Source organism: Streptomyces sp. CS113, from assembly GCF_002188365.1.
GTDB lineage: Bacteria > Actinomycetota > Actinomycetes > Streptomycetales > Streptomycetaceae > Streptomyces > Streptomyces tendae.
In genome coordinates this window covers 7,816,506-7,841,599 of the sequence record NZ_KZ195574.1, presented here as the reverse complement: position 1 = coordinate 7,841,599, position 25,094 = coordinate 7,816,506, and the positions used below count along the sequence as shown (strand labels likewise).

The 25,094-nt window shown below is 72.3% G+C and carries 16 protein-coding genes; 7 read left to right on the top strand and 9 right to left on the bottom strand.

Features of this window, described 5'->3' with window-relative positions; genetic code table 11:
* Nucleotides 1-9: 9 nt before the first annotated feature.
* The gene (locus tag B9W62_RS35335) at nucleotides 10-1,035 is read right to left on the bottom strand and encodes an acetylxylan esterase (protein WP_087810991.1); all 1,026 of its coding nucleotides are present in this window, start codon (nucleotides 1,033-1,035) and stop codon (nucleotides 10-12) included.
* A 287-nt stretch (nucleotides 1,036-1,322) separates the two neighbouring features.
* Nucleotides 1,323-2,075, bottom strand: a complete 753-nt coding sequence (locus B9W62_RS35330; protein WP_087810990.1) for a FadR/GntR family transcriptional regulator — start codon at nucleotides 2,073-2,075, stop codon at nucleotides 1,323-1,325.
* Nucleotides 2,076-2,259: 184 nt separating this feature from the next.
* Here B9W62_RS35330 and B9W62_RS35325 point away from each other — a divergent pair, with 184 nt between their 5' ends.
* The 5 genes from B9W62_RS35325 (at nucleotide 2,260) to B9W62_RS35305 (ending at nucleotide 10,225) form a co-directional block, all read left to right on the top strand.
* Nucleotides 2,260-3,813 carry an ABC transporter substrate-binding protein gene (locus B9W62_RS35325; RefSeq protein ID WP_087812237.1) on the top strand — a complete coding sequence of 518 codons (1,554 nt, stop codon included), beginning with the start codon at nucleotides 2,260-2,262 and terminating at the stop codon, nucleotides 3,811-3,813.
* Between the two features lie 75 nt (nucleotides 3,814-3,888).
* Nucleotides 3,889-4,839 carry an ABC transporter permease gene (locus B9W62_RS35320; protein WP_087810989.1) on the top strand — a complete coding sequence of 317 codons (951 nt, stop codon included), beginning with the start codon at nucleotides 3,889-3,891 and terminating at the stop codon, nucleotides 4,837-4,839.
* Nucleotides 4,839-6,833: a dipeptide/oligopeptide/nickel ABC transporter permease/ATP-binding protein gene (locus B9W62_RS35315; RefSeq protein ID WP_087810988.1), complete on the top strand. Its 1,995-nt coding sequence runs from the start codon at nucleotides 4,839-4,841 to the stop codon at nucleotides 6,831-6,833. The genes B9W62_RS35320 and B9W62_RS35315 overlap by 1 nt, the downstream gene beginning before the upstream one ends.
* A complete protein-coding gene (locus B9W62_RS35310) occupies nucleotides 6,830-7,846 on the top strand; it encodes an oligopeptide/dipeptide ABC transporter ATP-binding protein (RefSeq protein ID WP_087810987.1) in 1,017 nt (338 codons plus the stop codon). Before B9W62_RS35315 ends, B9W62_RS35310 begins: the two co-directional genes overlap by 4 nt.
* A 96-nt stretch (nucleotides 7,847-7,942) precedes the next feature.
* On the top strand, nucleotides 7,943-10,225 hold the full coding sequence (locus tag B9W62_RS35305) for a PI-PLC domain-containing protein (protein ID WP_087810986.1): 2,283 nt from the start codon (nucleotides 7,943-7,945) through the stop codon (nucleotides 10,223-10,225).
* Between the two features lie 36 nt (nucleotides 10,226-10,261).
* Here B9W62_RS35305 and B9W62_RS35300 read toward each other — a convergent pair whose 3' ends face one another.
* From B9W62_RS35300 to B9W62_RS35285, 4 genes are all read right to left on the bottom strand, one after another.
* Entirely contained in the window at nucleotides 10,262-13,657 is a 3,396-nt protein-coding gene (locus B9W62_RS35300; protein ID WP_087810985.1) for a CARDB domain-containing protein, read from the bottom strand.
* Nucleotides 13,658-14,038: 381 nt separating this feature from the next.
* The gene (gene argG, locus B9W62_RS35295; RefSeq protein ID WP_003972108.1) at nucleotides 14,039-15,484 is read right to left on the bottom strand and encodes an argininosuccinate synthase; all 1,446 of its coding nucleotides are present in this window, start codon (nucleotides 15,482-15,484) and stop codon (nucleotides 14,039-14,041) included.
* A 58-nt stretch (nucleotides 15,485-15,542) separates the two neighbouring features.
* Nucleotides 15,543-16,982, bottom strand: a complete 1,440-nt coding sequence (locus B9W62_RS35290; RefSeq protein WP_087812236.1) for an NAD-dependent succinate-semialdehyde dehydrogenase — start codon at nucleotides 16,980-16,982, stop codon at nucleotides 15,543-15,545.
* A 151-nt stretch (nucleotides 16,983-17,133) separates the two neighbouring features.
* Entirely contained in the window at nucleotides 17,134-18,399 is a 1,266-nt protein-coding gene (locus tag B9W62_RS35285) for an aspartate aminotransferase family protein (protein WP_087810984.1), read from the bottom strand.
* A gap of 151 nt (nucleotides 18,400-18,550) precedes the next feature.
* On the opposite strand from B9W62_RS35285, the gene B9W62_RS35280 reads away from it, so the two are divergent.
* Together B9W62_RS35280 and B9W62_RS35275 are read left to right on the top strand one after the other, a co-directional pair.
* On the top strand, nucleotides 18,551-20,227 hold the full coding sequence (locus B9W62_RS35280; RefSeq protein WP_256976689.1) for a PucR family transcriptional regulator: 1,677 nt from the start codon (nucleotides 18,551-18,553) through the stop codon (nucleotides 20,225-20,227).
* A 39-nt stretch (nucleotides 20,228-20,266) separates the two neighbouring features.
* Nucleotides 20,267-20,839, top strand: coding sequence for a dihydrofolate reductase family protein (locus B9W62_RS35275; protein ID WP_087810981.1), 573 nt, complete (start codon nucleotides 20,267-20,269; stop codon nucleotides 20,837-20,839).
* Between the two features lie 107 nt (nucleotides 20,840-20,946).
* Here B9W62_RS35275 and B9W62_RS35270 read toward each other — a convergent pair whose 3' ends face one another.
* From B9W62_RS35270 to B9W62_RS35260, 3 genes are read right to left on the bottom strand one after another with little or no spacing between them, the layout of a single operon-like run.
* Complete coding sequence (locus B9W62_RS35270; RefSeq protein WP_087810980.1) at nucleotides 20,947-23,316, bottom strand: beta-xylosidase/alpha-l-arabinosidase; 2,370 nt, start codon at nucleotides 23,314-23,316, stop codon at nucleotides 20,947-20,949.
* Nucleotides 23,313-24,131 carry a carbohydrate ABC transporter permease gene (locus B9W62_RS35265; RefSeq protein ID WP_087810979.1) on the bottom strand — a complete coding sequence of 273 codons (819 nt, stop codon included), beginning with the start codon at nucleotides 24,129-24,131 and terminating at the stop codon, nucleotides 23,313-23,315. The genes B9W62_RS35270 and B9W62_RS35265 overlap by 4 nt, the downstream gene beginning before the upstream one ends.
* A complete protein-coding gene (locus B9W62_RS35260) occupies nucleotides 24,128-25,084 on the bottom strand; it encodes a carbohydrate ABC transporter permease (protein WP_087810978.1) in 957 nt (318 codons plus the stop codon). The genes B9W62_RS35265 and B9W62_RS35260 overlap by 4 nt, the downstream gene beginning before the upstream one ends.
* Nucleotides 25,085-25,094 lie beyond the last annotated feature (10 nt).

Below are 25,094 nucleotides of genomic sequence, written 5' to 3'. Positions count from 1 at the left end.
GGTGAGGGGTCAGGCGAGTGGGGCATCGTGCAGGGCGGAGCGAGCGGTGGGGGCCGCATCGGGGCGGGGCGCGGAGAACAGCTCGCGCACCCAGCCGAGTTGGGCGCGGCGGTGGTCGCCGCCGCCGCCCTCGTGGCCGTTGAACTCGTAGACGCGCAGGTCCTTGGGGCCGCCGTAGCGGTGGTAGGCCGCGAAGCTCGTGGAGGGCGGGCAGACGTCGTCCATCATCGCGATGGAGAAGAGCGACGGGGCCGTGGCGCGGGCGGCCAGCAGCGCGGCGTCGACGTAGGAGAGGGTGGTGAAGACGGCCTCGGTGCGGTCGCGGTGCAGGCGGAGGTACTCGGCGACCTCGGTGTAGGGCGGCCGGGTCGCGATCGTCGCGCCGCGCCGGATGTCGCACAGGAAGGGGACGTCGGGCATCACCCCGGCCAGCCCCGGCAGGAGTCCGGCCACCGCGAGGGCGATGCCGCCGCCCTGGCTGACGCCGGTGACGACGACCCTGCCCGGGTCGACGGCGGGATGGGCGCGGGCGGCCTCCACGAAGCGCACGGCGTCGGTGAACACCCGCCGGTAGTAGTGGTCGTGGGGGCTTTCGACGCCGCGGGTCAGGAAGCCGGGGACGGTGCCGTTCAGGGCGGCGGTGTCGGGGGTGTCGCCGCCGGCGGTGGACCAGCCCTGGCCACGGGTGTCCATGACGAGGTGCGCGTAACCGGCGTTGGCCCAGAGCACCTGCTCGTGCGGCAGACCGCGCCCGCGCCCGTAGCCGAGGAACTCCACCACGCAGCCGAGCGGACCGCTCGTCCGGGCGGGCAGGTGCAGCCAGCCCCGGACGGGCTCACCGGCGAATCCCGGCACCGTGACGTCATGCGTCGTCACCTCGGTCAGTCCGGTCTCCACCGGCGTGAAGCCGGATGCGCCGCCGGCGTCCCGCGCCTCGCGGAGGGTCCGCTCCCAGAAGGCGTCGAGGTCGGCGGGCTCGTCGAGGTCGGGCCGCAGTGCCAGGCACTGGGCGAGGGTGAGGTCCGTCAGCGGCATGGAGGGGCCCCGGTGGGTGAGGCGTGCGCGCGGCGCAGCGCGGGAAACGGGAGGGACCGGCCGGACCGGGCCCGACGAGGAGAGTGGAATCCTCGATCAGCAGACGTCTGATGTCTGCTGATCGAGGACACTAGAGACCCCGGCGACGACCGTCAAGTGCCGCATCCCTCGGATCGCACGCCGGGCAGGCGGGTGCCGCATCCCTCGGACCGCACGCCGGGCCGGCGGGCGCCGCGCATGACGAAGGCGCCCCCGGCGGGGGCGCCTTCGTCATGCGTACGGGCCGGTCAGCGCCGGGCGCGGGCCTCCTCGATACGCAGGCGCACCGGCGCGTAGTGCTCGGCGAGGGCCGCCGCGAACTCGGCCGGGTCACGGTCGCGCACGGCGTCCACGATGCGCTGGTGATTGCTGATGGTCGCCGCCTCGTGTTCCCGGGTGAAGACGTCGAGGTGCGGCGCGACGATGACGTAGACGTCCCAGAAGGCCGCGGAGAGCTGGCCGATGAGGTCGTTGCCGAGCGGGGCGAGCAGCAGGGTGTGGAAGGCCCGGTCCGCCTCGACGAACCCGTGCCCCTCCCCCGCTCCGGCCCTGCGCATCTCGTCGACGTGCGCCTCCAGCCGGTCGATCTGCTCCTCGTCCAGGGAGGAGACGAGCCGTTCGGCCATGCCCCGCTCGAACAGCTCGCGGACCTCGATGAGGTCGCTCATCACCTGGAAGTCGTCGTCGGGGCTGAGCAGGCCGCGGAAGGTCAGGCTCTCCACCAGTGCGGACAGGCTCAGCCTGCCGACGTAGGTGCCGTGCCCGTGCCGCACCTCGACGATGTCGAGCGCGGTGAGGATCCTGATCGCCTCCCGCACGCTGGAGCGGCTCGCCCCCAGCGCCTCGCACAGGGCGGGCTCGGTCGGCAAGGGATCTCCCGGGCGCAGTTCGTTGCGCAGGATGTAGGCCTTGATGCCGTCCACGACCTCCTGCCGCAACGGTTGTCGTGCCGTCTTGGGCTCCGGCACCGTCTGCCGAATCGCCCTTTGCCCCACCGCCACCTCTTGACCCCTCTCACTTGCCCGGCTACGTTCCCACGTTATCAAGCATCAGACATCAGACGTCTGATGCACTGTCGGTGAGGCGCCGACCACCCTCGCCTCCTCCTCTTGCTCGACTCTCATCTCCCGCCTGGAGGACTCCTTGTCCGCGCGCAGTGCAGCCGGCGTCGATCGCCGCACCTTCATGAGATACACCAGTGCCATCGGTGTGGCGACCGCGGTCACCACGGGCCTGACGGCCTGCGGCGGCCCGGCCTCCAGCGGAGACGGCACCGGCGGCCCGGGCAGTGGCGGCGACAGCATCGAGGCCGGGCTTTCCTACCCGCTGTCCACCGGCTTCGACCCGATGATCACCTCGGGCGCGACCCCGTACGCCGCGAACATGCACATCTTCGAGGGACTGGTCGACCTCGACCCCGCCACGCTCGTGGCGCGCCCCGCGCTGGCGACCGACCTGCCCAAGAAGATCAACGCGACCACCTACCGGGCCACCCTGCGCGAGGGCGCGACCTTCCACGACGGCTCGGCGGTCACCGCGGACGACGTGGTGTTCAGCTTCGAGCGGGTCCTGGACGAGGCGAACGCCTCGCTGATGGCGCAGTTCGTCCCGTTCGTCGACCGGGTCACGGCCGTCGACGGGTCGACGGTGGAGTTCAAGCTGAAGTACGCCTTCGCGCTCTTCCCGTCCCGCATCTCCGTGGTGCGGATCGTGCCGAAGAAGATCGCGGGCGCGGACGCCAAGTCCTTCGACGCCAGGCCCGTCGGCACCGGCCCGTACAAGTTCGTCTCGGCGGTCCGCGAGGACAAGATCGTCATGGAGGCGTACGACAAGTACAACGGCCCGCACCCGGCCAAGGCCAAGAAGATGGTCTGGCGGCTGATGTCCGACCCGTCCGCCCGGGTCAGTGCGCTCAAGTCGGGCCGCGTGCAGGCCATCGAGGACGTGCCCTACATCGACGTCAAGGGGTTCACCGGCCAGGACAAGGTGGAGTCGGTCCAGTCCTTCGGGCTGCTCTTCCTGATGTTCAACTGCGCCGACGAGCGTTTCAAGGACAAGCGGGTCCGGCAGGCCCTGCACTACGCCCTGGACACCGAGAAGATCATCTCCACCGCGCTGCTCGGCAACGCCGAGGCCGCCACCGGGTACGTACCGGCCACGCACCCGGACTACCACAAGGCCGCCACCGTCTACGGGCACGACCCGGCCAGGGCCAGGAAGCTGCTCGCCGAGGCGGGCGCGGGCAAGCTCTCCTTCACGCTGATGCTGACCGACAACGGCTGGGTCAAGGACATCGCGCCGCTGATCAAGGAGAGCTGGGCGGCGGTCGGCGTCGACGCCCGGCTCGACATCCAGCAGTCCCCCGCCCAGTACGCCAAGATCGACCAGGGCGACTTCGACGCGCTGGCCGCACCGGGCGACCCGTCCGTCTTCGGCAACGACGCCGACCTGCTGCTGCGCTGGTTCTACTACGGCTTCTGGCCGGAGAAGCGTTACGGCTGGCAGGGCAGCGCGGCCTACAAGCGGACCAGGTCGCTGCTCGACAAGGCCGCCGCGGAGGCCGACGAAGCCGGGCGCAGGCGACTGTGGGGCCAGGTGACCGACCTGGTCGCCGACGAGGCCGCGCTGTACCCGATCCTGCACCGCAAGCTGCCCACCGCCTGGCGGGAGGGAGCGTTGACCGGGTTCGAGCCGCTGCCCACCACCGGGCTGTCCTTCATCGACGTCGGCCGGGGCTGACCCCGCACGCCCACGCCTGCGGCCCGCCGCGCCAACCCGGGCGGCGGCCCCGCCCCAATCGCTAGGAACCTCACGATGGTTGCATTCCTCCGGCTCGCGCTGCGCCGCGTCGCGATGATGCCGGTGATGGTCCTCGGCATCGCGCTGCTGGTCTTCGTGGTCCTCCAGTTCTCGCCGACCGACCCCGCGTACAACGCGCTGGGCGAGTCGGCGAGCCCCGAGGCGCGAGCGGCGTTCGCCGAGGCCAACGGACTCGACGACCCGCTGCCCGTGCGCTACTTCGCCTTCCTGGGCGACCTGCTGCACGGGGACCTCGGCGTCACCATGTCACCCAGCCAGCCCGTCACCGACCGGATCTCCACCGCCTTCCCGCTCACGCTTCAGCTGACGCTGCTCGGCCTCGCGCTCGCCGTCGTGCTGGCGCTGGTCTTCGGCGTCCTCAGCGCGGTCTACCGCGACCGCTGGCCGGACCAGGTCTTCCGGGTGCTGTCGATGGCCGGCATCGCCCTGCCCTCGTTCTGGATCGGGGTGCTGCTCATCCAGCAGTTCGCGCTGAACACGCCGCTCTTCCCGACCGGCGGCTACGTCAATCCGGCCGACTCCTTCGCCGGCTGGCTGAAGAGCATGACGCTGCCCGCGGTCTCCCTCGCCCTGCCGGTCGCCTCGTCGCTGGCCCGCCTCATCCGCACCTCGATGGTCGCCGAACTCGACCGCGACTACGTGCGCACCGCCAGGGGCAGCGGCCTGCCGCCGTCGCTGATCATCCGCTCGGTGCTGCGCAACGCGCTGGTCACCCCGCTGACCGTACTCGGCGTCAAGATCGGCTACATGCTCAGCGGCGCCGTCGTCATCGAGGCGATCTTCGACCTGCCCGGCATGGGCAAGCTGATCCTCGAGGGTGTCAACGGAGGCGACGTGGGACTGGTCCAGGGCACCGTGCTCACCATCGCGATCGCCTTCCTCGTGGTCAACGTCGTCGTCGACCTGCTCTACCTGCTCGTCAACCCGCGCATCAGGACGGTGTGATGTTCGCTCCACGCTCCCTCGCCGGGCACCTCGCCCGGCCCGGCACCCGCCTGCGCCGGCTGCCCCTGCCCTCCCGGATCGCCCTCGGGGTCCTCCTCGTGGTGGTGCTCGGCGCGGTCTTCGCACCGCTGCTCACCCAGGACCCGCTCGCCACCGGCATCCCGGCCCGAGCGCCGGGCGCAGACCACTGGTTCGGCACCGACCGGGCCGGCCGCGACGTGTTCGCACGGGTCGTGCACGGCGCCCGCTACTCCCTCGTCATCGGTCTCGGCGCGACCCTGCTCGCCCTGGTCCTCGGTTCCCTCCTGGGCGCACTGGCGGCCACCTCGCGCAAGCTCGCCGACGAGTCGGTGATGCGCACGCTCGACGTCGTCATGTCCTTCCCGCCGATCGCGCTGGCCGCCGTGCTCGTCGCGGTCTTCGGGCCCAGCGTCCCGGTCATCATCTTCACCATCGCGTTCGTCTACTCGCCCTCACTGGCCCGCGTGGTGCGGGCAGGCGTGCTGGAGCAGTACGGCGAGGACTACGTCGCCGCCGAACGGGTCGTCGGCGCCCGCCGCCGCTACATCGTGGCGAGGCACGTCGCGATCAACTGCGCGGCACCGGTGCTGGTGTTCGCGACGGTCATGGTGGCCGACTCCATCATCTTCGAGGCGAGCCTGTCCTTCATCGGCGCCGGTGTGCAGGACCCCGACCCGAGCTGGGGCAGCGTACTGGCCTACGGCCGGCAGATCCTGCTGTCGGGCGGCTGGTGGGCGACCCTCTTCCCCGGCCTGTGCGTACTGGTGACGGTGCTCGCGCTGAACGTGCTCTCCGAGGGCATGACGGACGCCGCCGCCTCCCCGGACACCTCCCGCACCGGCGGCACCGCCTTGGACGACAACGCCGCCGCACCCGCGCCGGCGGCCGAGGAGGCCGAGGTGAGCGCCGCACTCGCCGAGCTGGCGGCCCGGCTGGGGGCCATGGAGCCCGCCGTGCCGCCGCTCGCCGAGGACGCGGCCGACCTGCTCGTCGTACGGGACCTGTCCATCCGCTTCCCGGACCGCTACGGCGACACCCGCGTCGTGGACGGCATCTCCTTCACCGTCCGGGAGGGCGAGACCCTCGGTCTGGTCGGCGAGTCGGGCTGCGGCAAGTCCGTCACCAGCCTCGCGGTCATGGGCCTGCTGGCCCGCAACGCCGAGGCCCGGGGTGAGATCCGCTACCGCGGCCGCGACCTGCTGAAGCTGACGCCGAAGGAACGCCGGGCGCTGATGGGCCCGGAGATCGCGATGGTCTACCAGGACGCCATGTCGTCCCTGAACCCGTCCGTGCTGATCGGCACCCAGCTCAAGTGGCTCACCTCCCGCGGCGGCACCCGCACCCCCGCCGAGCTGCTCGAACTGGTCGGCCTCTCCCCCGAGCGCACCCTGCGCAGCTACCCGCACGAGCTGTCCGGCGGGCAGCGCCAGCGCGTGCTGATCGCGATGGCGCTGTCCCGCGACCCGCGGCTGCTCATCGCCGACGAGCCGACCACCGCCCTCGACGTCACCGTGCAGGCCCAGGTCGTCGAGCTGCTGGTCCGGCTCCGCGACGAACTCGGCTTCGCCATGGTCCTGGTCTCCCACGACCTCGCCCTGGTCGGCGACCTCGCCCACCGGGTCGCGGTCATGTACGCCGGTCAGGTCGCCGAGGCCGGTGACACCCGCGCGCTGCTGACCGACCCGGCGCACCACTACAGCCGGGGGCTGCTGGGCTCGGTCGTGTCGCTGGAGTCGGGTGCCGAGCGGCTGCACCAGATCCGCGGCGTCGTACCGGCCCCGAGGGCGTTCGGTCCCGGCTGCCGGTTCGCGTCCCGCTGCGCCGCCGCCACCGACCTGTGCGCCACCGCGGTGCCGCCCGCCACCGACCGGGAAGCCGGCCTGGACCACCACGTCGCCTGCCACCACCCGGCGCCGGCGAACCGGCCTTCCTCCGCGAACGGGTCGGCGAAGTCGCTGGAGGGCGCCCGATGACCACCACCGAGGACAGCACCGTGGACCCACTCGTCCGGCTCGACCGCATCCACGTACGGCACCGGGCCCGCAGCGGCGGCGTCCTGCGCCGGGACGCCGTGCACGCCCTCACCGACACCTCGCTGGAGGTCCGGCGCGGCGAGATCCTCGGCCTGGTCGGCGAGTCGGGCTGCGGCAAGTCCACCCTGGCCCGCGTGGTCACGGGGCTGCAACGCCCCACCGAGGGGCACGTGTACTTCCGGGGCCGGGACCTGTGGACGATGGGTGCCGCCGAGCGCCGTACCGGGTTCGGCGCCGCCGTGGGCGTGGTCTTCCAGGACCCCTCGACCGCGCTCAACCCGCGGCTGCCGGTCCGCCGGATCCTGCGCGACCCGCTGGACGTGCACCGCCGCGGCAGCCGGGCCGAGCGCGAGGAACGCGTCGAGGAGCTGCTGGACCTGGTCGGGCTGCCCGGGCACACGCTGGACGCGCTGCCGGGTCAGCTGTCCGGCGGTCAGCGCCAGCGGGTGGCCATCGCCCGCGCCCTGGCCCTGGAGCCGGAGCTGATCGTCGCCGACGAGCCCACCAGCGCCCTGGACGTGTCGGTGCGTGCCCAGATCCTCAACCTGCTGGTGGACCTGCGCGCCCGGCTCGGCCTCGGCATGGTGTTCATCTCCCACGACGTCCAGACGGTGCGGTATCTCGCGGACCGCATCGCGGTGCTGTACCTGGGCCGCGTGGTCGAGGAGGGCGGGGCCGCCGAGGTCTCCGGCGCCTCCCGGCACCCGTACACCGAGGCGCTGCTGTCCGCGACGCCGAGCCTGCTGGAGCGGCCCGAGCGGATCGTGCTGCACGGCCCGGTGCCCTCGGCCACCCACCCGCCGTCCGGCTGCCCGTTCCGCACCCGCTGCTGGAAGGCGGACGACGCCTGCGCCACCGCCTTCCCGGCGGCGGAGGGACCCGGCGGGCACCGGTGGCACTGCGTCCATCCTCAGGGCGGCGAGGCACCGGCGGGAGTGCCGAGCGGCGACTGACGGGTATCGGCGGGGCCGGGCCGGGGCATGCGTGTGATGGCACTCCCGGTCCGGGCGCCGTGCGGCACGGCGGCCGGCTGATACGAGAATGGTTCCATGAACGCACAGGTCCGGCGCCCGCCCTGGGTCGAGGTGCTGGTCTGGTGCGTGGCGGTACTGAGCCTGACCGTGCTGGCCGCGGCGGCCGTCGTCCGCAGTACGGTGCTCGACCCCGGGTTCTACGGCCAGGTGCTGGAGGACGAGCGCGCCTACCAGCGCTTCTACGACGAGGTGCTGGTGGACCCGGGCAGCACGCCCTTCACCAGCGACCTGCTGGAGCGGCTCCCCGTCCCGCAGTCGACCATCACCTCGAACCTGAAGGTGGTGATCCCGCCGGAGACGCTGCGGACGATGGGCGAGGGCCAGATCGCGGACATGGTCCACTACCTGGAGGGCGACAGCGACCGGCTGCGGATCACGGTCGACCTGGAGCCCGTCGTCGCGAACGTCGAACGGCTCAGCCAGGCGTACTTCGGTGATGCCGTCGCCGCGCTCCAGAAGCGGTCCGAACCCGACTTCCAGGCCTTCGTACAGCATCTGAGCGAGCTGGTGGCGCGGGTGGTGGCCGGTGAGGCGCCGCTGGAGGAGCTGCCGACGCTGCCGCTGTCGCACAGCCAGGCGGTCGCCGCCACGGACGCGTTGATGCGGCTGGTCCCGGACGGCGCGGGGCACGAGGGCGTCCGATCGACCGTGCGGACGGCGCTGGACCGGGGCGACGTGGCCTCGGCCCTGGCCGCGATCGCCCCGGTCGCGCTGACCGACCAGGTCCGGGACGCCGCCGAGGAGCTGCTGCGGGAGGCGAGACAGGGCACCTGGGTGGTGACCGTCGACGTCGAGCCCGGGACCGAGGCGCTGGCCCCGCTGGACCGCGCCCGGAACGTGACCCGGCTCTTCCAGGACGTGGTGGAACCGGCGGCGGCCGTGCTGTGCGCCGCCGCGCTCACCCTGCTGTGGTTCCTGACGCCCTCGCCCGCCAAGCGCCGGCTGATGCCGCTGGGCTGGGTACCGGCGGCGGCCGCGTCGCTCCTGGCGTTCACCGTGCTCCTGCTGCGGCTCACATGGGGCGACACGCTGTTCGGCACCCCGACGTCGTGGCCGCCGGCGGCGTCGGGGCTGCTCGCCGACGTCCAGGCGGCCGCGCTCGACCGGCTGCTGACCACCGCCGTCGTCGTCGCGGTGATCCTGCTCGCCGCGGGCGCCCTGCTGATCACCGTCGGCTGGGTCTGGCAGACCCGGCCCAGCGTGCCGGTCCTCACCGATCCGCGGCACGTTCCGGCGCTGACCTTCACCGTCACCGCCGTCGCCCTCGTCGGGACGATGCTGGCGCCGGTGGCGATCAGCGGTTCCTCCCCGCGGATCTGCCAGGGCAGCGCCGAGCTGTGCGACGCCCGTTACGACGAGATCGCCCAGCTCGCGTCGCACAACGCGATGGCGACGACGGCGGACCGGTTCATCGGCCCCCTGCAAGACCCGGACATCGTCGGTCAGCTGGGCGCGGGGTCGCGGGTCCTGCTCCTCGACACCCACCGCTGGGAGCGCCCCGAGGAGGTGGCGGAGCGGTTGAGCACCTCGGACTTCTCCCCCGCCGAGCGCCGTCGGCTGACCACGATCCTGGAGCAGGTCAACCCGCCCCACCCGGGCCTGTGGCTGTGTCACTCGGTGTGCGGCGCCGGGGCCCTGGAACTGGAGCCGACGCTGCGGCAGATCGGCGAGTGGCTGCGCGACAACCCCACGGAAATCGTCACGCTGATCCTCCAGGACGGGGTGGACGCGGTGACCACCCAGGACGCCTTCGCCAGGGCCGGTCTCTCGGACCTGCTGTACGAGCCGGACCGGGACCCGGACCGCCCGTGGCCGAAGCTCAAGGACATGATCGACAGCGGCCGGCGGCTGGTCGTCTTCGCCGAGAAGGCGGACGGGCCCGCGCCCTGGTACCGGAACCTCTACCGGTACGGCATGGAGACGCCGTTCGCCTTCCGCAGCCCGGACGAGATGTCCTGCCTGCCCAACCGGGGCGGCTCGGACAAGCGGCTGTTCCTGCTGAACCACTTCGTCACGGCGGGCGGCGGGCTGCGGCTCGACGCCGGGGTCGTCAACTCCCGGCAGCGGGTGCTGGAGCGGGCGCACACCTGTGAGCGGCAGCGCGGCAGACCGGTCAACTTCATCGCGGTGGACTACGCGACGATCGGCGACGCGCTGGGCGCGGTGAACGAACTCAACGCCGAACGCCTGGCGGACGACGCCCGCGTCCCCGTCGAGCGCACTCCGGGCCGGCTCCCGGGCGCGGCGGAAGCCCGGCGGCGCGGTGGTGCTCCGCGCCGCCGGGCGGTCTCCCGCTGACCGGCCGCTCCTATCGGCCGGTCCCGGCCGGACCGCCTACTGGTTGATCTTGAACTGGGAACCGGGTTCGACCCTTATGTCCTCCTTGGCCGAGTTGGTGATCGTGACGTCGGTCAGGGTCGCGCTGCCGCGGGCGCCGCCCATCGCGAGGATGCCGGAGCCGTTGTTCGACTTGTCGATGCGGACGTTCTGGATCTTCACGTCCGGCATCGCACCGCCTCCCGTCTTGAACTGGATGCCGTCGTAGGTCGAGTCGAGGATCTCGGTGTCCCGGATGGTCACGCCCGGGATGTCCTGGCCCTGCGCGAAGAGGGTGATGGCGCCGAACTCCTGCGCCTCGCCCCAGAACGCGCCGCCCGTGCGGTGCAGGGCGTTGCCCGCGATGAGGGTCTGCCCGGAGAAGGGCAGCGGGTCGTGGTCGGTGGCGAGCATGATGCCGGGGTAGTTCATCGTGTCGGTGACGACGTTGTTCTCGATGGTGTTGCCGTAACCGCCGTACACCGCGATGCCGTTGGCCCGCCACGGCAGCTGGATCGTGTTGTTGCGGAAGTGGTTGTCGTGGCCGACGTCCACGGACGTGTCCTTGACGTACTTGTTGGCCCAGACCGCGAGCGAGTCGTCGCCGGTGGTGCGGAAGGAGGAGTTGTAGACGGTGGAGTTGCGGGTGCCGTTGGAGAAGTTGATGCCGTCCGCGTAGGTGTCGCGGATGCGCATGCCGGTGAACTCCAGGCCGTCGGCGGGGCCCCACAGCTCGGGGATGTTCGAGTAGTCGCGGCCGACCCAGACACCGACGTTGGCGTGCTCGATCCACACGTTGCTGATCTTGGTGTCCTTGCCGAAGCGGCCGTTGAGCCCGACGCCGCCCTCCGCGTTGCCGTCGCCGCCGCGGATGGTGCCCGAGCCGAAGATGGCGAGGTCGGAGATCTGCGTGTTGCCGTCGATGTCGAAGCCGAAGTTGCCCTCGTGCGGGTGGTTGATGCCGCCGGCCTCCTGCGGCGGGGTGAGGGTGTAGAGCTGGGAGTGCCACATGCCGGCCCCGCGGACGGTGACGTTGCTGATGCCGACCTGGTTGTACTGGCCGCGGTTCTGCGGGTCGTCGGTGAGGATCTTCTGTTCCTGGCGCCACTGCCCGGCGGGGATCCACACGCAGTCGATCCGGCCGTTCTGGTCGTCGGTGACGGCGCGCTGGATGGCGTCGGTGTCGTCGAGTCCGTCGCCGGGGACGGCCCCGTACTCGGTGATGGAGGTGCACTCGGCGGGCTTGGCCTTGGCGGGCGCGACCTGCTCCAGGTCGATCAGGTCGATGACGTAGAAGGCGGCCGAGTCGCCGGAGTCGCGCTGGAGGCGGAACTCGGTGCCCTGCGGGAAGGTCCGGTCGAGGAGTGCGTGGGACTCGTCGAAGAGGCGCCGGGCGTCGCCGCCGGGCCGGTTCGTGAGCCCCTCCGGGTCGTCGGTGCTGCCGTAGAGCCAGCTGTGCTTGGACGACAGGTTGAGCTTCTGCACGAACCGGCCGTCGGCGTAGAGGCTGAGGGTGGCCTCGGCTCCGCCGCCGCCGGGGGCGTCGGGGATGGAGTTGCGCACCACGATGGAGTTGGTGGGCGTGGTGGAGGTGAACTCGACGTACTCGCCGGTGGAGTCGAGCCGGACGGACTCGCGGCCCGAGGACTCGGTGCCGAAGTTGGTGTGCCCGAAGGTCCGCTTGGCGTCGGTGCTGAGCAGGGTGCCGTCGTAACGGCCGTCCTCCGCCTCGTACTCGGTGTACGGCACGGCGGCGCCGCGCCCGACGACGAGGGACTTGGCGAGCACGTTGTTGTTCTCGTTGGTCTCGGCGACCCGGGCGGTGGCGTCGGCGGTGGCGGTCAGGGTGACCCCGCCGCTCGTCGCCTTCCAGACGCCGCTGACCGGCACGTTCACCGTGGCGCCCGCAGCGACCTGCCCGGTGGTGCCGTCCAGGGTGGTGGAGCCGGCCTGGATCCGGGTCACCGTGCCCGCCTCCACGGCACTGGTGCCGCGGTTGTGCACGGCGACGGTGAAGGAGACCTCGGCACCCACCGCCGGGTTGGCCGGGTTGGTGGTGATGGAGCGCACCTCGAGGTCGGGTCCGGGTGCCCGGTCGACGACGAGGCGGTCGGCGGCGGAGCGGCTGTTGTTGGTGTCGTCCAGTTCGGCGACGGTGTCCTTCGGGTCGGCCACGGCGGCGACCGCGTAGCTGCCGGCCGCGTGGGTGCCGGTGGCGACGGCGACCTCGGTGGACTCACCGGGGTCGAGCGCGGGCACCGCGGCGCTGCCGGCCGCCTGCCCCTCGACGGTGACCTCGGTGGTGGTCGCGGCCGAGGGGGCGGTGCCGGCGTTGCGGACCGTGGCGTTGACGGTGACCTCGTCGCGCTCGCTGGGCGCGGCGGGCGACCAGTCGAGGCCGGTGACGGTGAGGTCGGGCGCGGGTGCGGCGGTGCCGAGGACCTGGAACTCGGCGACCTGGCCGCCGGATGCGCCGGTGTTGGAGAAGAACCGGAGCCGTACGTCGGAGACCCGGCCGCTGACCGGGATGGTCACCGCGTTGTCCTGGCCCGGGCTGAAGGCGTAGTCGGCGCGGTCGCGCAGCGAGGTGAAGTCGCTCTCGCCCTGGGCGCGTCCGAACACCTGGATGCTCTGGGTGCGGGCGGACCACACCGGGTCCGGGTTGAGCTTGACGACCACGCCGCTGACGTCCGCGTCGGCGCCGAGCTTGACGGTGAGGTCGGCCGGGTTGCCGGCCGCCTCCCAGTACGTGGAGGTGGAGTCGTCGGTGGCGTTGGCGGCGACGTAGTTCTGGGTCGTCGAGGTGGCCTCGGCCGGCTTGTTGCGGGCGAGGTTGGTGCCGGTGGGCGGCGGACCGGTGTCGACGTCGTCGCCGTACACCTCCAACTCGGCCAGTTGTGCGGCGTTCCAGCCGGTGTTGCCGGTGATGTCGACGCGGACGTAGCGGGCCTCGGAGGGGGTGTCGAGGTCGATGGCGACGGTTCCGGCCTGCGCCGGGCCGAACGCCCGGCCGTCCGAGGCGTCGAGGCTGCGGAAGGTGGAGCCGTCGGTGCTGCCCCGCAGGGAGAGGGTCTGGGTCCGGCTCTCCCAGCCGGCGGGCAGCTTGAGCACCACCCGGTCGACGTCGCGGGCCGTGCCGAGGTCGACCTGAAGCCACTGCGGGAAGGCACCGGCCGGTCCCTCCCAGTAGGTGGCCTGCTGTCCGTCGGTGGCGTTGCCGGCCGGGTAGGCGCCGTGCGAGCCGCCCGCCCTGGCGGGGCGGCCGAGGGCCAGGTTGACGTCGGCGGCGGCCGTCGCCGTCGCCGGCGCCGCCTGCGCGGTGGCGGCGAGGGGCAGTGGCAGCAGCCCGACCGTCATCAGCCCGGCGACGGCGGCGCCCGTGAGCGTCCGTCGGCCGAGAGATCTCCGTCTCATGAGGTCCTCTTGTTCCGTGGGGAGTCGGGGAGGGCGCGACGGTCCGGCAGTTGGGGGGAAGCACCGACTCTGCGCGCCAATTGAGCAGGACAGTCGATTCTTTGCGGAAAGTGCGTCATCAGGTTTCTAGCGCGTCATGTATTTGTCAACGGTCGCGACTGAGGCCGGAGTTGGCACGTAAACCGCTTGCGTCGCTTGCGGCAGCCTTGCGTAGCACTTGAACTGCCAATAGAACTCTTGAGTGAACAGAGTGGGTCGCTGGAAGCTTGCAAAGCACGCAAGTCGTGCACGACGGAGAGAAACAGAAGGGCCGGCCCGACACCCTGAGGTGTCGGGCCGGCCCTTGCCGGTGCGGGGTCCCCTCGGACGGGGGACGAGGGGTCAGTCCGTGCCGGACTCCATCGCGGCGCGGTCCAGCAGCTCGTCGTCGGCGGAGACCTCGCCGCGGGAGGCGATGGCCTGCGCGCCGCCCTCCGGCATGGCGCCGATCAGCCCGGTCGCGGCGGCCTGGGCGGCGCCGATGGCGGGGTTGGCGGTGCCGATGAGGCCGAGCCCGGCGTACTGCTCCAGCTTGGCGCGGGAGTCGGCGATGTCCAGGTTGCGCATGGTCAGCTGGCCGATCCGGTCCACCGGGCCGAACGCGGAGTCCTCGGTGCGCTCCATGGACAGCTTGTCCGGGTGGTAGCTGAAGGCCGGACCCGTGGTGTCGAGGATCGAGTAGTCCTCGCCGCGCCGCAGCCTGAGGGTGACCTCGCCGGTGACGGCCGAGCCGACCCAGCGCTGGAGCGACTCGCGGATCATCAGCGACTGCGGGTCCAGCCAGCGGCCCTCGTACATCAGCCGGCCCAGGCGCCGCCCCTCGGTGTGGTACTGGGCGAGGGTGTCCTCGTTGTGGATGGCGTTGACCAGGCGCTCGTAGGCGGCGTGCAGGAGGGCCATGCCGGGGGCCTCGTAGATGCCGCGGCTCTTGGCCTCGATGATCCGGTTCTCGATCTGGTCGGACATGCCCATGCCGTGCCGGCCGCCGACGGCGTTGGCCTCCATGACCAGATCGACGGCGGAGGCGAACTCCTTGCCGTTGATCGTCACCGGGCGGCCCTGGTCGAAGCCGATGGTCACGTCCTCGGGCGCGATCTCGACCGACGGGTCCCAGAACCGCACGCCCATGATGGGCTCCACGGTCTCCACGCCGGTGTCGAGGTGCTCCAGCGTCTTGGCCTCGTGGGTGGCGCCCCAGATGTTGGCGTCGGTGGAGTAGGCCTTCTCCGTGGAGTCCCGGTAGGGCAGGTCGTGGGCGACCAGCCACTCCGACATCTCCTTGCGCCCGCCGAGCTCCGTCACGAAGTCCGCGTCCAGCCACGGCTTGTAGATCCTGAGCTGCGGGTTGGCGAGCAGGCCGTACCGGTAGAACCGCTCGATGTCGTTGCCCTTGAACGTGGAGCCGTCGCCCCAGATCTGGACGTCGTCCTCGAGCATCGCCCGCACGAGGAGGGTGCCCGTGACGGCGCGGCCCAGCGGCGTGGTGTTGAAGTACGCGCGCCCGCCCGAGCGGATGTGGAACGCCCCGCAGGTGAGCGCGGCCAGCCCCTCCTCGACCAGCGCCGCACGGCAGTCGACCAGGCGCGCGACCTCGGCGCCGTACGTCTTCGCGCGGTCGGGCACCGAGGCGATGTCGGGCTCGTCGTACTGGCCGATGTCGGCGGTGTACGTGCAGGGGACGGCGCCCTTGTCACGCATCCACGCGACCGCGACCGAAGTGTCGAGGCCGCCCGAGAAGGCGATACCGACGCGCTCGCCGGTGGGGAGGGAGGTGAGGACCTTGGACATAGGAAGAGTATGCATCATTACGCATGACCATGCAAAGCCTCGTCCCGCGTCGGCTGCGTCACCCCGTCGGCAGCGCCACGTACTGGTACTCCAGGAACTCCTCGATCCCGACCCGGCCGCCCTCCCGGCCCAGGCCGGACTGCTTGACGCCGCCGAAGGGCGCGGCGGGGCTGGAGACCAGGCCGGTGTTGAGGCCGACCATGCCCACCTCCAGGCGCTCGCTGACCCGCAGGGCGCGGTCCAGGCCCTCGGTGAAGACGTAGCCGACGAGTCCCCAGGGGGTGTCGTTGGCGCGGCGGACCACCTCGTCCTCGTCGTCGAAGGTGAGGATCGCCGCGACGGGACCGAAGATCTCCGTGCCCATCAGCCGGCTGTCCGGCGCGACGTCGGTGAGCACCGTGGGCGGGTAGAACCAGCCGGGGCCCGCGGGCGTGTGGCCCCCGGTCAGCACCCGGGCGCCGCGCCCCACCGCGTCGGCGACCAGGTCCTCGACCTTGGCCCGCCCGGCGGCGTCGATGAGCGGGCCGACGTCCACGCCGTCCTCGGTGCCGGGGCCCACGACGAGCGTCGCCATCCGCCGGGCAAGCCGGTCGGCGAACTCCCGGGCCACCGAGCCGTGCACGAAGAAGCGGTTGGCGGCGGTGCAGGCCTCGCCCATGTTCCGCATCTTGGCGACCATCGCCCCGTCCACGGCGTTCTCCAGGTCCGCGTCGTCGAAGACGACGAACGGCGCGTTGCCGCCCAGCTCCATCGAGGTCCGCACGACGGTGTCCGCGCACTGCGCCAGGAGCAGCCGCCCCACGGCCGTCGAACCGGTGAAGGACAGCTTGCGGATGCGCCCGCCGCGCAGGAGCGGTTCGCACACCTCCCCCGCCCTGGAGGTGGGGACGACGTTCAGCACCCCGTCCGGCAGTCCCGCCTCCTTGAGGATCTCGGCCAGCGCCAGGCTGGAGAGCGGGGTCTGCGGGGCCGGTTTGAGCACCATCGTGCAGCCGGCCGCGATCGCCGGGCCGATCTTGCGGGTACCCATGGCGAGCGGGAAGTTCCACGGGGTGATGAGCAGGCAGGGGCCGACCGGGCGCCGGGAGAGCAGCATGCGGTGGCGGCCGTCGGGCAGGATCCCGTGCCCGCCGTCGATCCGGACGGCCTCCTCGGAGAACCAGCGGAAGAACTCCGCGGCGTAGGCGACCTCGCCCTTCGCCTCGGCCAGCGGCTTGCCCATCTCGGAGGTCATCAGGCGGGCCAGTTCGTCCGTGCGCTCCAGGACGATCTCGTGGGCGCGGCGCAGGATCTCGCTGCGCACCCTCGGTGCCGTCCGGGCCCACTCCTGCTGCGCCTGTACCGCCGCCTCCTCGGCGAGCCGGGCGTCCTTGGGACCCGCGTCGGCGACGTGGGCGAGGATCTCGCCGGTCGCGGGGTCGTCCACGGGCATCACGGCGCCGTCCGCGGCGTCCACCCAGGCACCGCCGAGGAACAGCTGCGTGGGGGTGTCGGGGATGTCGGTCATGGGGTCCCTCCTGATCGCCGGTGCGTCGTGCCTGCGGGGCGGGTCGTGCCTGCGGGACGGGTCCTGCGTACGGGGCGGGCCCTGCGTACGGGGCGGGTCCTGCGTGCGGGGTGGCTCGTGCGGTGGTGCGTGGCGGCCGTCGTCATCGCGCCGCGCCCGACGTCCCGGCCTCGACGGCGGCGGCCCAGGCCCGGAGCCCCTCGTCCACGCCCGCCTCGTCGATCACCAGGGCCGGGATCATCCGGACCACCTGGTTCCAGGCCCCGCAGAGCAGCAGGAGCAGCCCTTCGTCGACGGCGGCCCGCTGCACCCGGGCGGCGGTCTCGGGGTCCGGCTCGCCGTCCCCGGTGACGAACTCGCTGGCCAGCATCAGCCCCATGCCCCGAACGTCGCCGATGGCCGGGGTCCGGGCCGCCACCGCCTCCAGGCCGTGGCGCAGCCGGGCGCCCATCGCCTCGGCGTTCTCGACGAGCTTCTCGTCGCGTACGACGTCCAGCGTGGCGCAGGCCGCCGCGCACGCGACCGCGTTGGCGCCGTAGGTCCCGCCCTGCGAGCCCGCCCAGGCCTTGCGCATCAGCTCCTCCGGGGCGGCGATGCCGGACAGCGGGAAGCCGCTGGCCAGTCCCTTGGCGGTGACCAGGATGTCGGGGGTGACGCCGAAGTGCTCGTGGCCCCAGAACCGGCCGGTGCGGCCCACACCGGTCTGCACCTCGTCGAGGATCAGCAGGAAGCCGTGCCGGTCGGCGCGCTCGCGCAGGCCCTGGACGAAGGCGCGGTTCGCGGGGACGTAGCCGCCCTCGCCGAGGACCGGTTCGACGATCACGGCGGCGGTGTCGGCGGGCGGGGAGATCGTCTGGAGGGTGTAGTCCAGCTCCTTGAGCGCGAAGCGGGTGGCGGTCTCCTCGTCCCAGCCGTAGCGGAAGGCCGTCGGGAAGGGGGTGACGACGACGCCGCTCATCAGCGGCGAGAATCCGGACCGGAAGCGCGTGCCGGAGGTGGTCATGGAGGCGGCGGCCACCGTGCGGCCGTGGAAGCCGCCGTGGCAGACCAGCACGTTGGGCCGTCCGGTGGCCTGGCGGGCCAGGCGCAGCGCGGCCTCGACCGCCTCGCTGCCCGAGTTGGTGAAGAACAGGCTGTCCAGGCCCTCGGGCAGCACCTCGCCGAGCTTGTCGACCAGGCGCCGCAGCGGCGGGTGCATGACGGTCGTGTACTGGCCGTGGACCAGGGTGGCGACCTGCTCCTGGGCGGCGGCCACGACCCTGGGGTGGCAGTGGCCGGTGCTGGTGACACCGATCCCGGCGGTGAAGTCCAGATAGCGGCGGCCGTCCTCGCCGTCGAGGTGGACGCCCTCGCCCCGGACCGCCACCACGGGGGTGGCCTGGCGAAGGTGCGGCGACAGTGCGGTCATGCTCGTCTCCCGGCCTGATCGTCGGTCTCCTGCGGTCCCGGGAGCCTTCCCGCCCCGGCGGGCGCGGCAACGCGTGATCTGTCCGGCCGGGGCAGCGTGTCCGGACGATGTGTCAGGCGTTCGGCGTAACGTGGGTACACAGGGAGGCACCGTGAGCGAGCACCGGCAGCCGGGCCCGGCGGGCCGGTCGCCCACCGTGGCCGACGTGCTGGCCCTGCCGGTGCTGGCCGGTGGCGGACCACGGGTGGTGACCGGTGAGGAGCACCTCGACCGCCCGGTGCGCTGGGTCCACGTCACCGAGCTGACGGACCCCGCCTCCTTCCTCAAGGGCGGCGAACTGGTCCTCACCACCGGCATGCCCCTGCCCGACGACCCCGCCGGTGTCCGCCGCTACGTCGACGAATTGGCCGCCGTCGGTGCCGCCGCCCTGGTCATCGAGCTGGTACGCCGCTATCACCGGCCGCCCGAGGCTCTGGTCCGGGCCTGCCGAGCACGCGGGCTGCCGCTCGTCACGCTCGCCCGGGACGTCAACTTCCTGGAGGTCACCCAGGTCGTCCACACCCTGATCGTCGGCCGGCAGGCGGACGCGATCCGCCGGACCCAGCGCGTCCACGAGGCGTTCACCGCGCTCACCCTGCGCGGTGCGGGGCCCGAGGAGGTGCTGCGCGCCGCGGCGGAGATGAGCGGCCGTACGGTCGTGCTGGAGAACCTGGTCCACCTGGCGCTGGTCTGCGAGCCCTCCGGGGCCCCGGTCCACGCCGCGCTCGCGGACTGGGAACGGCGCTCACGCACCACGCCGGCCACCGATCGCGCCGGGACGGCCGGTCCCGAGGGCTGGCTCACGGCGCCGGTGGAGTACCGGGGCGAGCGGTGGGGCCGGCTGGTCATGCTCCCCGCCGGGCTCCCCGGCCGGGCCTTCGGACCGGAGGACGCCACGGTGCTGGAGCGGACCGCGATGGCGCTCACCATCGCCCGTCTCACGCACGCCACGCCCTGGGAGCGCACCGCCCACCGCAACGTCCTGCGCGACCTGGTCGAGCAGCGGCACCGCTCCCCCGGCGACGCGCGGGCCCGGGTCACGGCCCTGGGGCTGCCCGCGGAGCACGCCCGGTTCGTCGCCGTCCTCGCGGACCTGCCGTCCGAGCGGGACACCGGGGCGGTCGAGACCCGGCTCTCCGAAGAGCTGACGGCGACGGGAGCGCGGGCCCTCGTCGGGCTCCTCTCCCCCGCCCGCCTGGGCGTACTGCTGGCGCTGCGCCCGTCCCCGCCCTGGCGCGAGGCGGTCGAGCAGGTGAGCCGCACCGCTCTGGACGCGGCCCCGGGCGCGACGGTGAGCGCGGGCGCGCCGGCCGGGGACCTCGCCGACGTGGCGCGCTCGTTCCGCGAGGCGGCCCGGGTGGCCGAGGCCACCGAACCCGGGCGGCCCCTCCCGGCCGGCCGTTCCTTCCACGAGCGGTCCGACATCGGGCTGCGCGGCCTGCTGTACGCCCTGCGCGACGACCTCCGCGTCCAGGAGTACGCGGAACGGCGGTTGGGCCCGCTGCTCGACCACGACGCCCGGCACGGCACCGACCTGGTGGCGACCCTGCGCGGCTATCTGGACGCCGCGGGCAACAAGACGGTGGCCGCCCGTTCGGCGGGCCTGTCCCGGGAGACGGTCTACCAACGGCTGCGTACCATCGAGCGGCTGCTCGGTGGTGACCTCGAGTCCGGCGAGGAGCGCACCGAGCTGCACGTGGCCCTGCACGCCCTCGACGCGCTGCGGGCATCCCCGGGCACCCGCTCCGGAGGGAGGACCGATGAGTTTTTCCCCGGCCCCGGGTCGTAGGGGTACACCGACCGGACACGAAACGTTGAGGAACCCCGCATGCGTACTCTGATCAGCACCGCCTTCGTCTCCCTCGACGGTGTCGTGGAGGCCCCGGGCGGCGAGCCCGGCTACCGGAACTCCGGGTGGACCGTCGAGCTCGTGGACTTCCTCCCCGAGGCGTACGAGATCAAGGGCCGGGAGCAGGGCGAAGCCGCGGCACTGCTCCTCGGCCGGGTCAGCTACGAGGCGTTCAGCCCGGTGTGGCCGGACATGGAGGAGTTCCCCGAGTACCGCAAGATGCCGAAGTACGTCGTCTCCACCACCCTCACCGAGGACGACCTGGTGACGAACTGGGGCGAGACGACGATCCTGCGCTCGCTCGACGAGGTCGCCGCGCTGAAGGAGACCGAGGGCGGCCCGATCATCGTGCACGGCAGTGCCGCCCTGAACCGGAGCCTGTCGGACGCCGGCCTGATCGACCGCTACCACCTGCTGGTCTTCCCGCTCCTCCTCGGTGCGGGCAAGCGGCTGTTCAGCGACACGGACAAGGACGCCCAGAGGCTGAGGCTCGTCGAGCACGAGGCCTACGCCAACGGCATCCAGAAGAACGTCTTCGACGTGGTGCGCTGAGCCGCGCGGTGAGCGGTGGCGCCGGGAACACGGACCCGGCACCACCGCTCACGTCCTGGGCCGGCGGCTCAGACGCCCTCGACGGCCTCCTGCGCCTCCTGCACTTCCTAAGCCTCCTGCGTGAACACCGCGTGCAGCCGCCGGGTGTGGTCGACCGGCCGTTCCGGTCCGGTGAGCGCGACCGTCGCAGTCAGCCGCGGCTCGGTGCTGGAGGAGGCGAACCGCAGCTCCAGGTTGCCCGGTTCGACGACACGGCGGCCGTCGCGGCCGGTGAAGGAGGCGAGGTCGGCGGGCACCTCGACGCACACCCTGCGGGCCTCACCGGGGGCCAGCGGCACCCGCGCGTAGCCGACGAGGCGTTGCACCGGCTGGACGACGGAGGCGACCGGGTCGTGCAGGTACAGCTGCACCACCTCGGTGCCGTGCCGTTCGCCGGTGTTGCGGACGGTGAGTTCCAGCGAGAACGCACCGTCGGTCGGCGCCTCCTTGGTGTGCGCCACGAGGTCGCTCCAGGCGAACGTGGTGTACGTGAGCCCGTGCCCGAACCCGAAGGCCGGTGTCGGGTCGATGCTGGACACCTCGCTGGCCTGGGCGAGCCGCGCCCCCAGGTAGGTGGTCGGCTGGGCACCCGCACGGCTGGGCACGCTGACGGGCAGCCTTCCCGAGGGGCTGGTGCGCCCGCTGAGGACACCGGCGATCGCGGCGGTGCCCTCTTCGCCGGGGAAGAACGACTGCACGATCGCGGCGGACTCGGCCACGGCGCGGCCCAGCGCGTAGGGCCGTCCGGCGAGCAGCACGGTGACCACCGGGGTGCCGGAGTCGAGCAGCGCGTCGAGGAGTTGCTGCTGGGCGCCGGGCAGCGTGAGGGACTCGGCGTCGCAGCCCTCGCCGCTGGTGCCGCGACCGAACAGGCCCGCCCGGTCGCCGAGGACGGCGACGACGACGTCCGCCCCGCGGGCCGCGTCCGCCGCCGCGCCGATGCCGGACAGGTCGCCGTCGTCGACGCCGGTGCCGCGGGCGACGGTGATGTCCGCCTCGGGGAACTCGGCGGTCAGGGTGTCGTAGAGGGTGGGCAGGTCGATGCCGACCGGGACCTCCGGGTGCTGCACCCCGACGTGGCGCGGGAAGGAGTAGCAGCCGAGCACCGCGGTCGCCTCGGTGGCGTTGGGGCCGACCAGGGCGATGCGGCGGGGCCGGGCGAGCGGCAGGGTGCCGTCGTTGCTGAGCAGCACGACGGCCTTCTCGGCGATCTCGCGGGCCAGTTCCCGGTTCTCGGACCGGTCCAGGTCGATGCTGCCGCGCAGCGCCTCCGGGTCCGCGAGGTCCACTCCGTCGAGCGCGGGCGGGACGGGGTTCCAGTCCGCGTCGAGCAGTCCGAGCTCCGCCTTCTGCCCTAGGACGCGGCGCAGCGCCCTGTCGATGAGCGCCTCGGGGACCCGGCCCCCGGTGACCGCCTCGACGAGCGGGGCGCCGAACGTCTTGACCGTGGGCAGCTCGACGTCGACGCCCGCTCCGAGCGCGGCGCCCGCGGCGTCGGCCCAGTCGGCGGCGATGCCGTGCAGGGTCTTGAGGAAGGCGATGCCGAAGTAGTCGGCGACGACGGTTCCCCCGAAGCCCCAGGTGTCGCGGAGCAGTCCGGTCAGCAGTGTCTCGTCGGCCGCGGCCGGCACGCCGTCGATGTCGGTGTAGGCGTGCATCACGGAGCGGGTGCCGCCCTCGCGGACGGCCATCTCGAACGGCGGCAGCAGCACGTCGGCCCGCTCGCGGGCGCCCACGGACGAGGGCGCGAGGTTGCGTCCGGCGCGGGAGGCGGAGTAGCCGACGAAGTGCTTGAGGGTCGCGATGATCCCGGCGGACTCCAGGCCCTGTACGTAGGCGGTGCCGATGGTGCCGACGAGGTAGGGGTCCTCTCCGATGGTCTCCTCCACCCGGCCCCAGCGGGCGTCGCGGACCACGTCGAGGACGGGGGCCAGGCCCTGGTGGATGCCGACGGACCGCATGTCGGCGCCGATGGCGGCGGCCATCCGGCGCACCGCGTCCGGGTCGAAGGTGGCACCCCAGGACAGCGGGACCGGGTAGGCCGTGGCGCCCCAGGCGGCGAAGCCGGCCAGGCACTCCTCGTGCGCCACGGCGGGGATGCCGAAGCGGCCGGCCGCGGTGATGCGGGCCTGGGTGCGCATCAGGGAGAGCGCGCCGAGCGCGGGGTCGACGGGGACGGTGCCGAAGGGGCGGGTGAGCTGGCCGAGGCCGGCGGGCACGAGCGCGTCGAGGTCGGCGGGCTCCTCCATGTCGTGCTGGTGCGGGGCGACTTCGCCGCCCTTGTCGGAGGCGCCCACCCACACGCCGTACAGCTGGGCGATCTTCTCCTCGAGGGTCATCGCGGCGACGAGCGCGTCGACTCTGGCGGCGACGGGGTGGGTGGGGTCGTTCCAGAGGGGGATTTCGGGGGTGGTCTCTACGGCCACGTCGGCAGTCACTTTCCTCCGACACCCATCAGCCCCTGGACCAGGGCGCGACGGGCGAACAGGTAGACGAGCAGGATGGGCACCATGGACAGCACCACGGCTCCCAGCAGACCGGGGATGTCGATGCCGTGCGCGGTCTGGAAGTTGTACAGGCCCAGGGTGACCACCTTGGTGGACTCGGACTGGGTCAGCACGAGCGGGAACAGAAAGCCGTTCCACGCCTGGAGCGCGGAGAACACCACGATCGTGGACAGTCCCCCGCGGGACAGCGGCACGACGAGCTGGAAGAACATGCGCCGCGGACTGGCGCCGTCCATCGCCATGGCCTCGTACAGCTCCGGGGAGATGTCGCGCATGGCACCGCTGAGGATCAGCGCGGACATCGGCAGGCAGAACGCGGCCGTGGGCAGGATGACGCCGAGCAGGTTGTCGTACAGCCCGGCTTCGCTGATCAGGTAGAACATCGGCACGATCACGGCCTGGGCCGGGATGGCGAGGCCGAGCAGGAACAGCCGGAAGATCGCCGACGTCGCCCGGCCGCGGCTGCGGACGATCGCGTAGGCGAGCGGCGGGACCAGCAGCAGCACGATGCCGATGACGCAGGCGGTGACGACGAGCGTGTTGAAGAAGTACTGGCCGAAGCCCGAGTCGAAGGCGCCGGTGAAATTGTCCAGCGTGAAGCTGTCCGGGAGGGAGACCGGTCCGTTCTCGGCGTAGTCCTGGCGGGTGCGCAGGGTGGCGGCGAGCAGCACGAACAGCGGCAGTCCGACCACGAAGAGCCAGACGAGCGAGCCGACGCCGGCCACGTAGTTGGGTCGGCGCCTCATGACACACCCTCCATGGAGCTGCGCATCTTGTCGTAGCCGGAGACCCGGACGACGATCAGCGAGATGATCGTGGCCGCCACGACCAGGGCCAGCGCGATGGCGGAGCCGATGCCGTAGTCGAAGCTCTTGAACGCCTTGTCGTACATGTAGTAGGCGCTGATGGTGGTGTCGGTGCCGGGACCGCCCTGGGTCAGGATGAGGACCGTCTCGAACGTGGTCAGACCGCCGACGATCATCAGGATCATCGAGGTGATCATGGAGGTGCGCAGCTGCGGCAGGGTGATGTGGAAGAACTGCCGGTAGCGGCCCGCCCCGTCGATCTCCGCCGCCTGGTAGAGCACCGGCGGGACGGCGCGGGCGGCGCCCTGGTAGATCAGCGTGTGGAACGGGGTGAACTGCCAGGTGCTGACGAAGGCCAGCACCCCGATGGCGGTGTTCTGTTCGCCGAAGAGGTTGCCGTCGCCGAAGAGCCAGCTCGCCTCGGCCGGGATGCCGAAGTTCGGGTCGAGCAGCGCCCGCCACAGCACGGACACGGCCGTCGCGGACAGCAGCAGCGGGATGAAGTAGATGACCGACAGGACGGCACGGTTGCGCTGGTGACCGGCGGCCCAGACGCCGAGCAGGATGCTCAGCGGAGTCTGGAGGACCACGCCGAGCACGGTCAGCAGCAGGGTCAGCCAGATGCTCTTGAGCATCACCGGGTCGTCGATGAGGCGCGACCAGTTGTCCGTGCCGACGAACTCGGGCGGGCTGATGCCGTCCCAGCTCATGAAGGACAGCACCGCCACCATGATCAGCGGGACGATCGCGAAGAGGAAGAAGAACAGTGCGGCGGGCACCGCCCAGCCGAAGCCGGGGCGGCCCACCGTCGTCGCGGACGGGGCGGGCGGCCGCCGCCGGGACTCCTTGCGGGGTCCGGCGGCGGGCCGAGCGCTCGTGAGGTGTGTGGTCATGAGCCGTTCG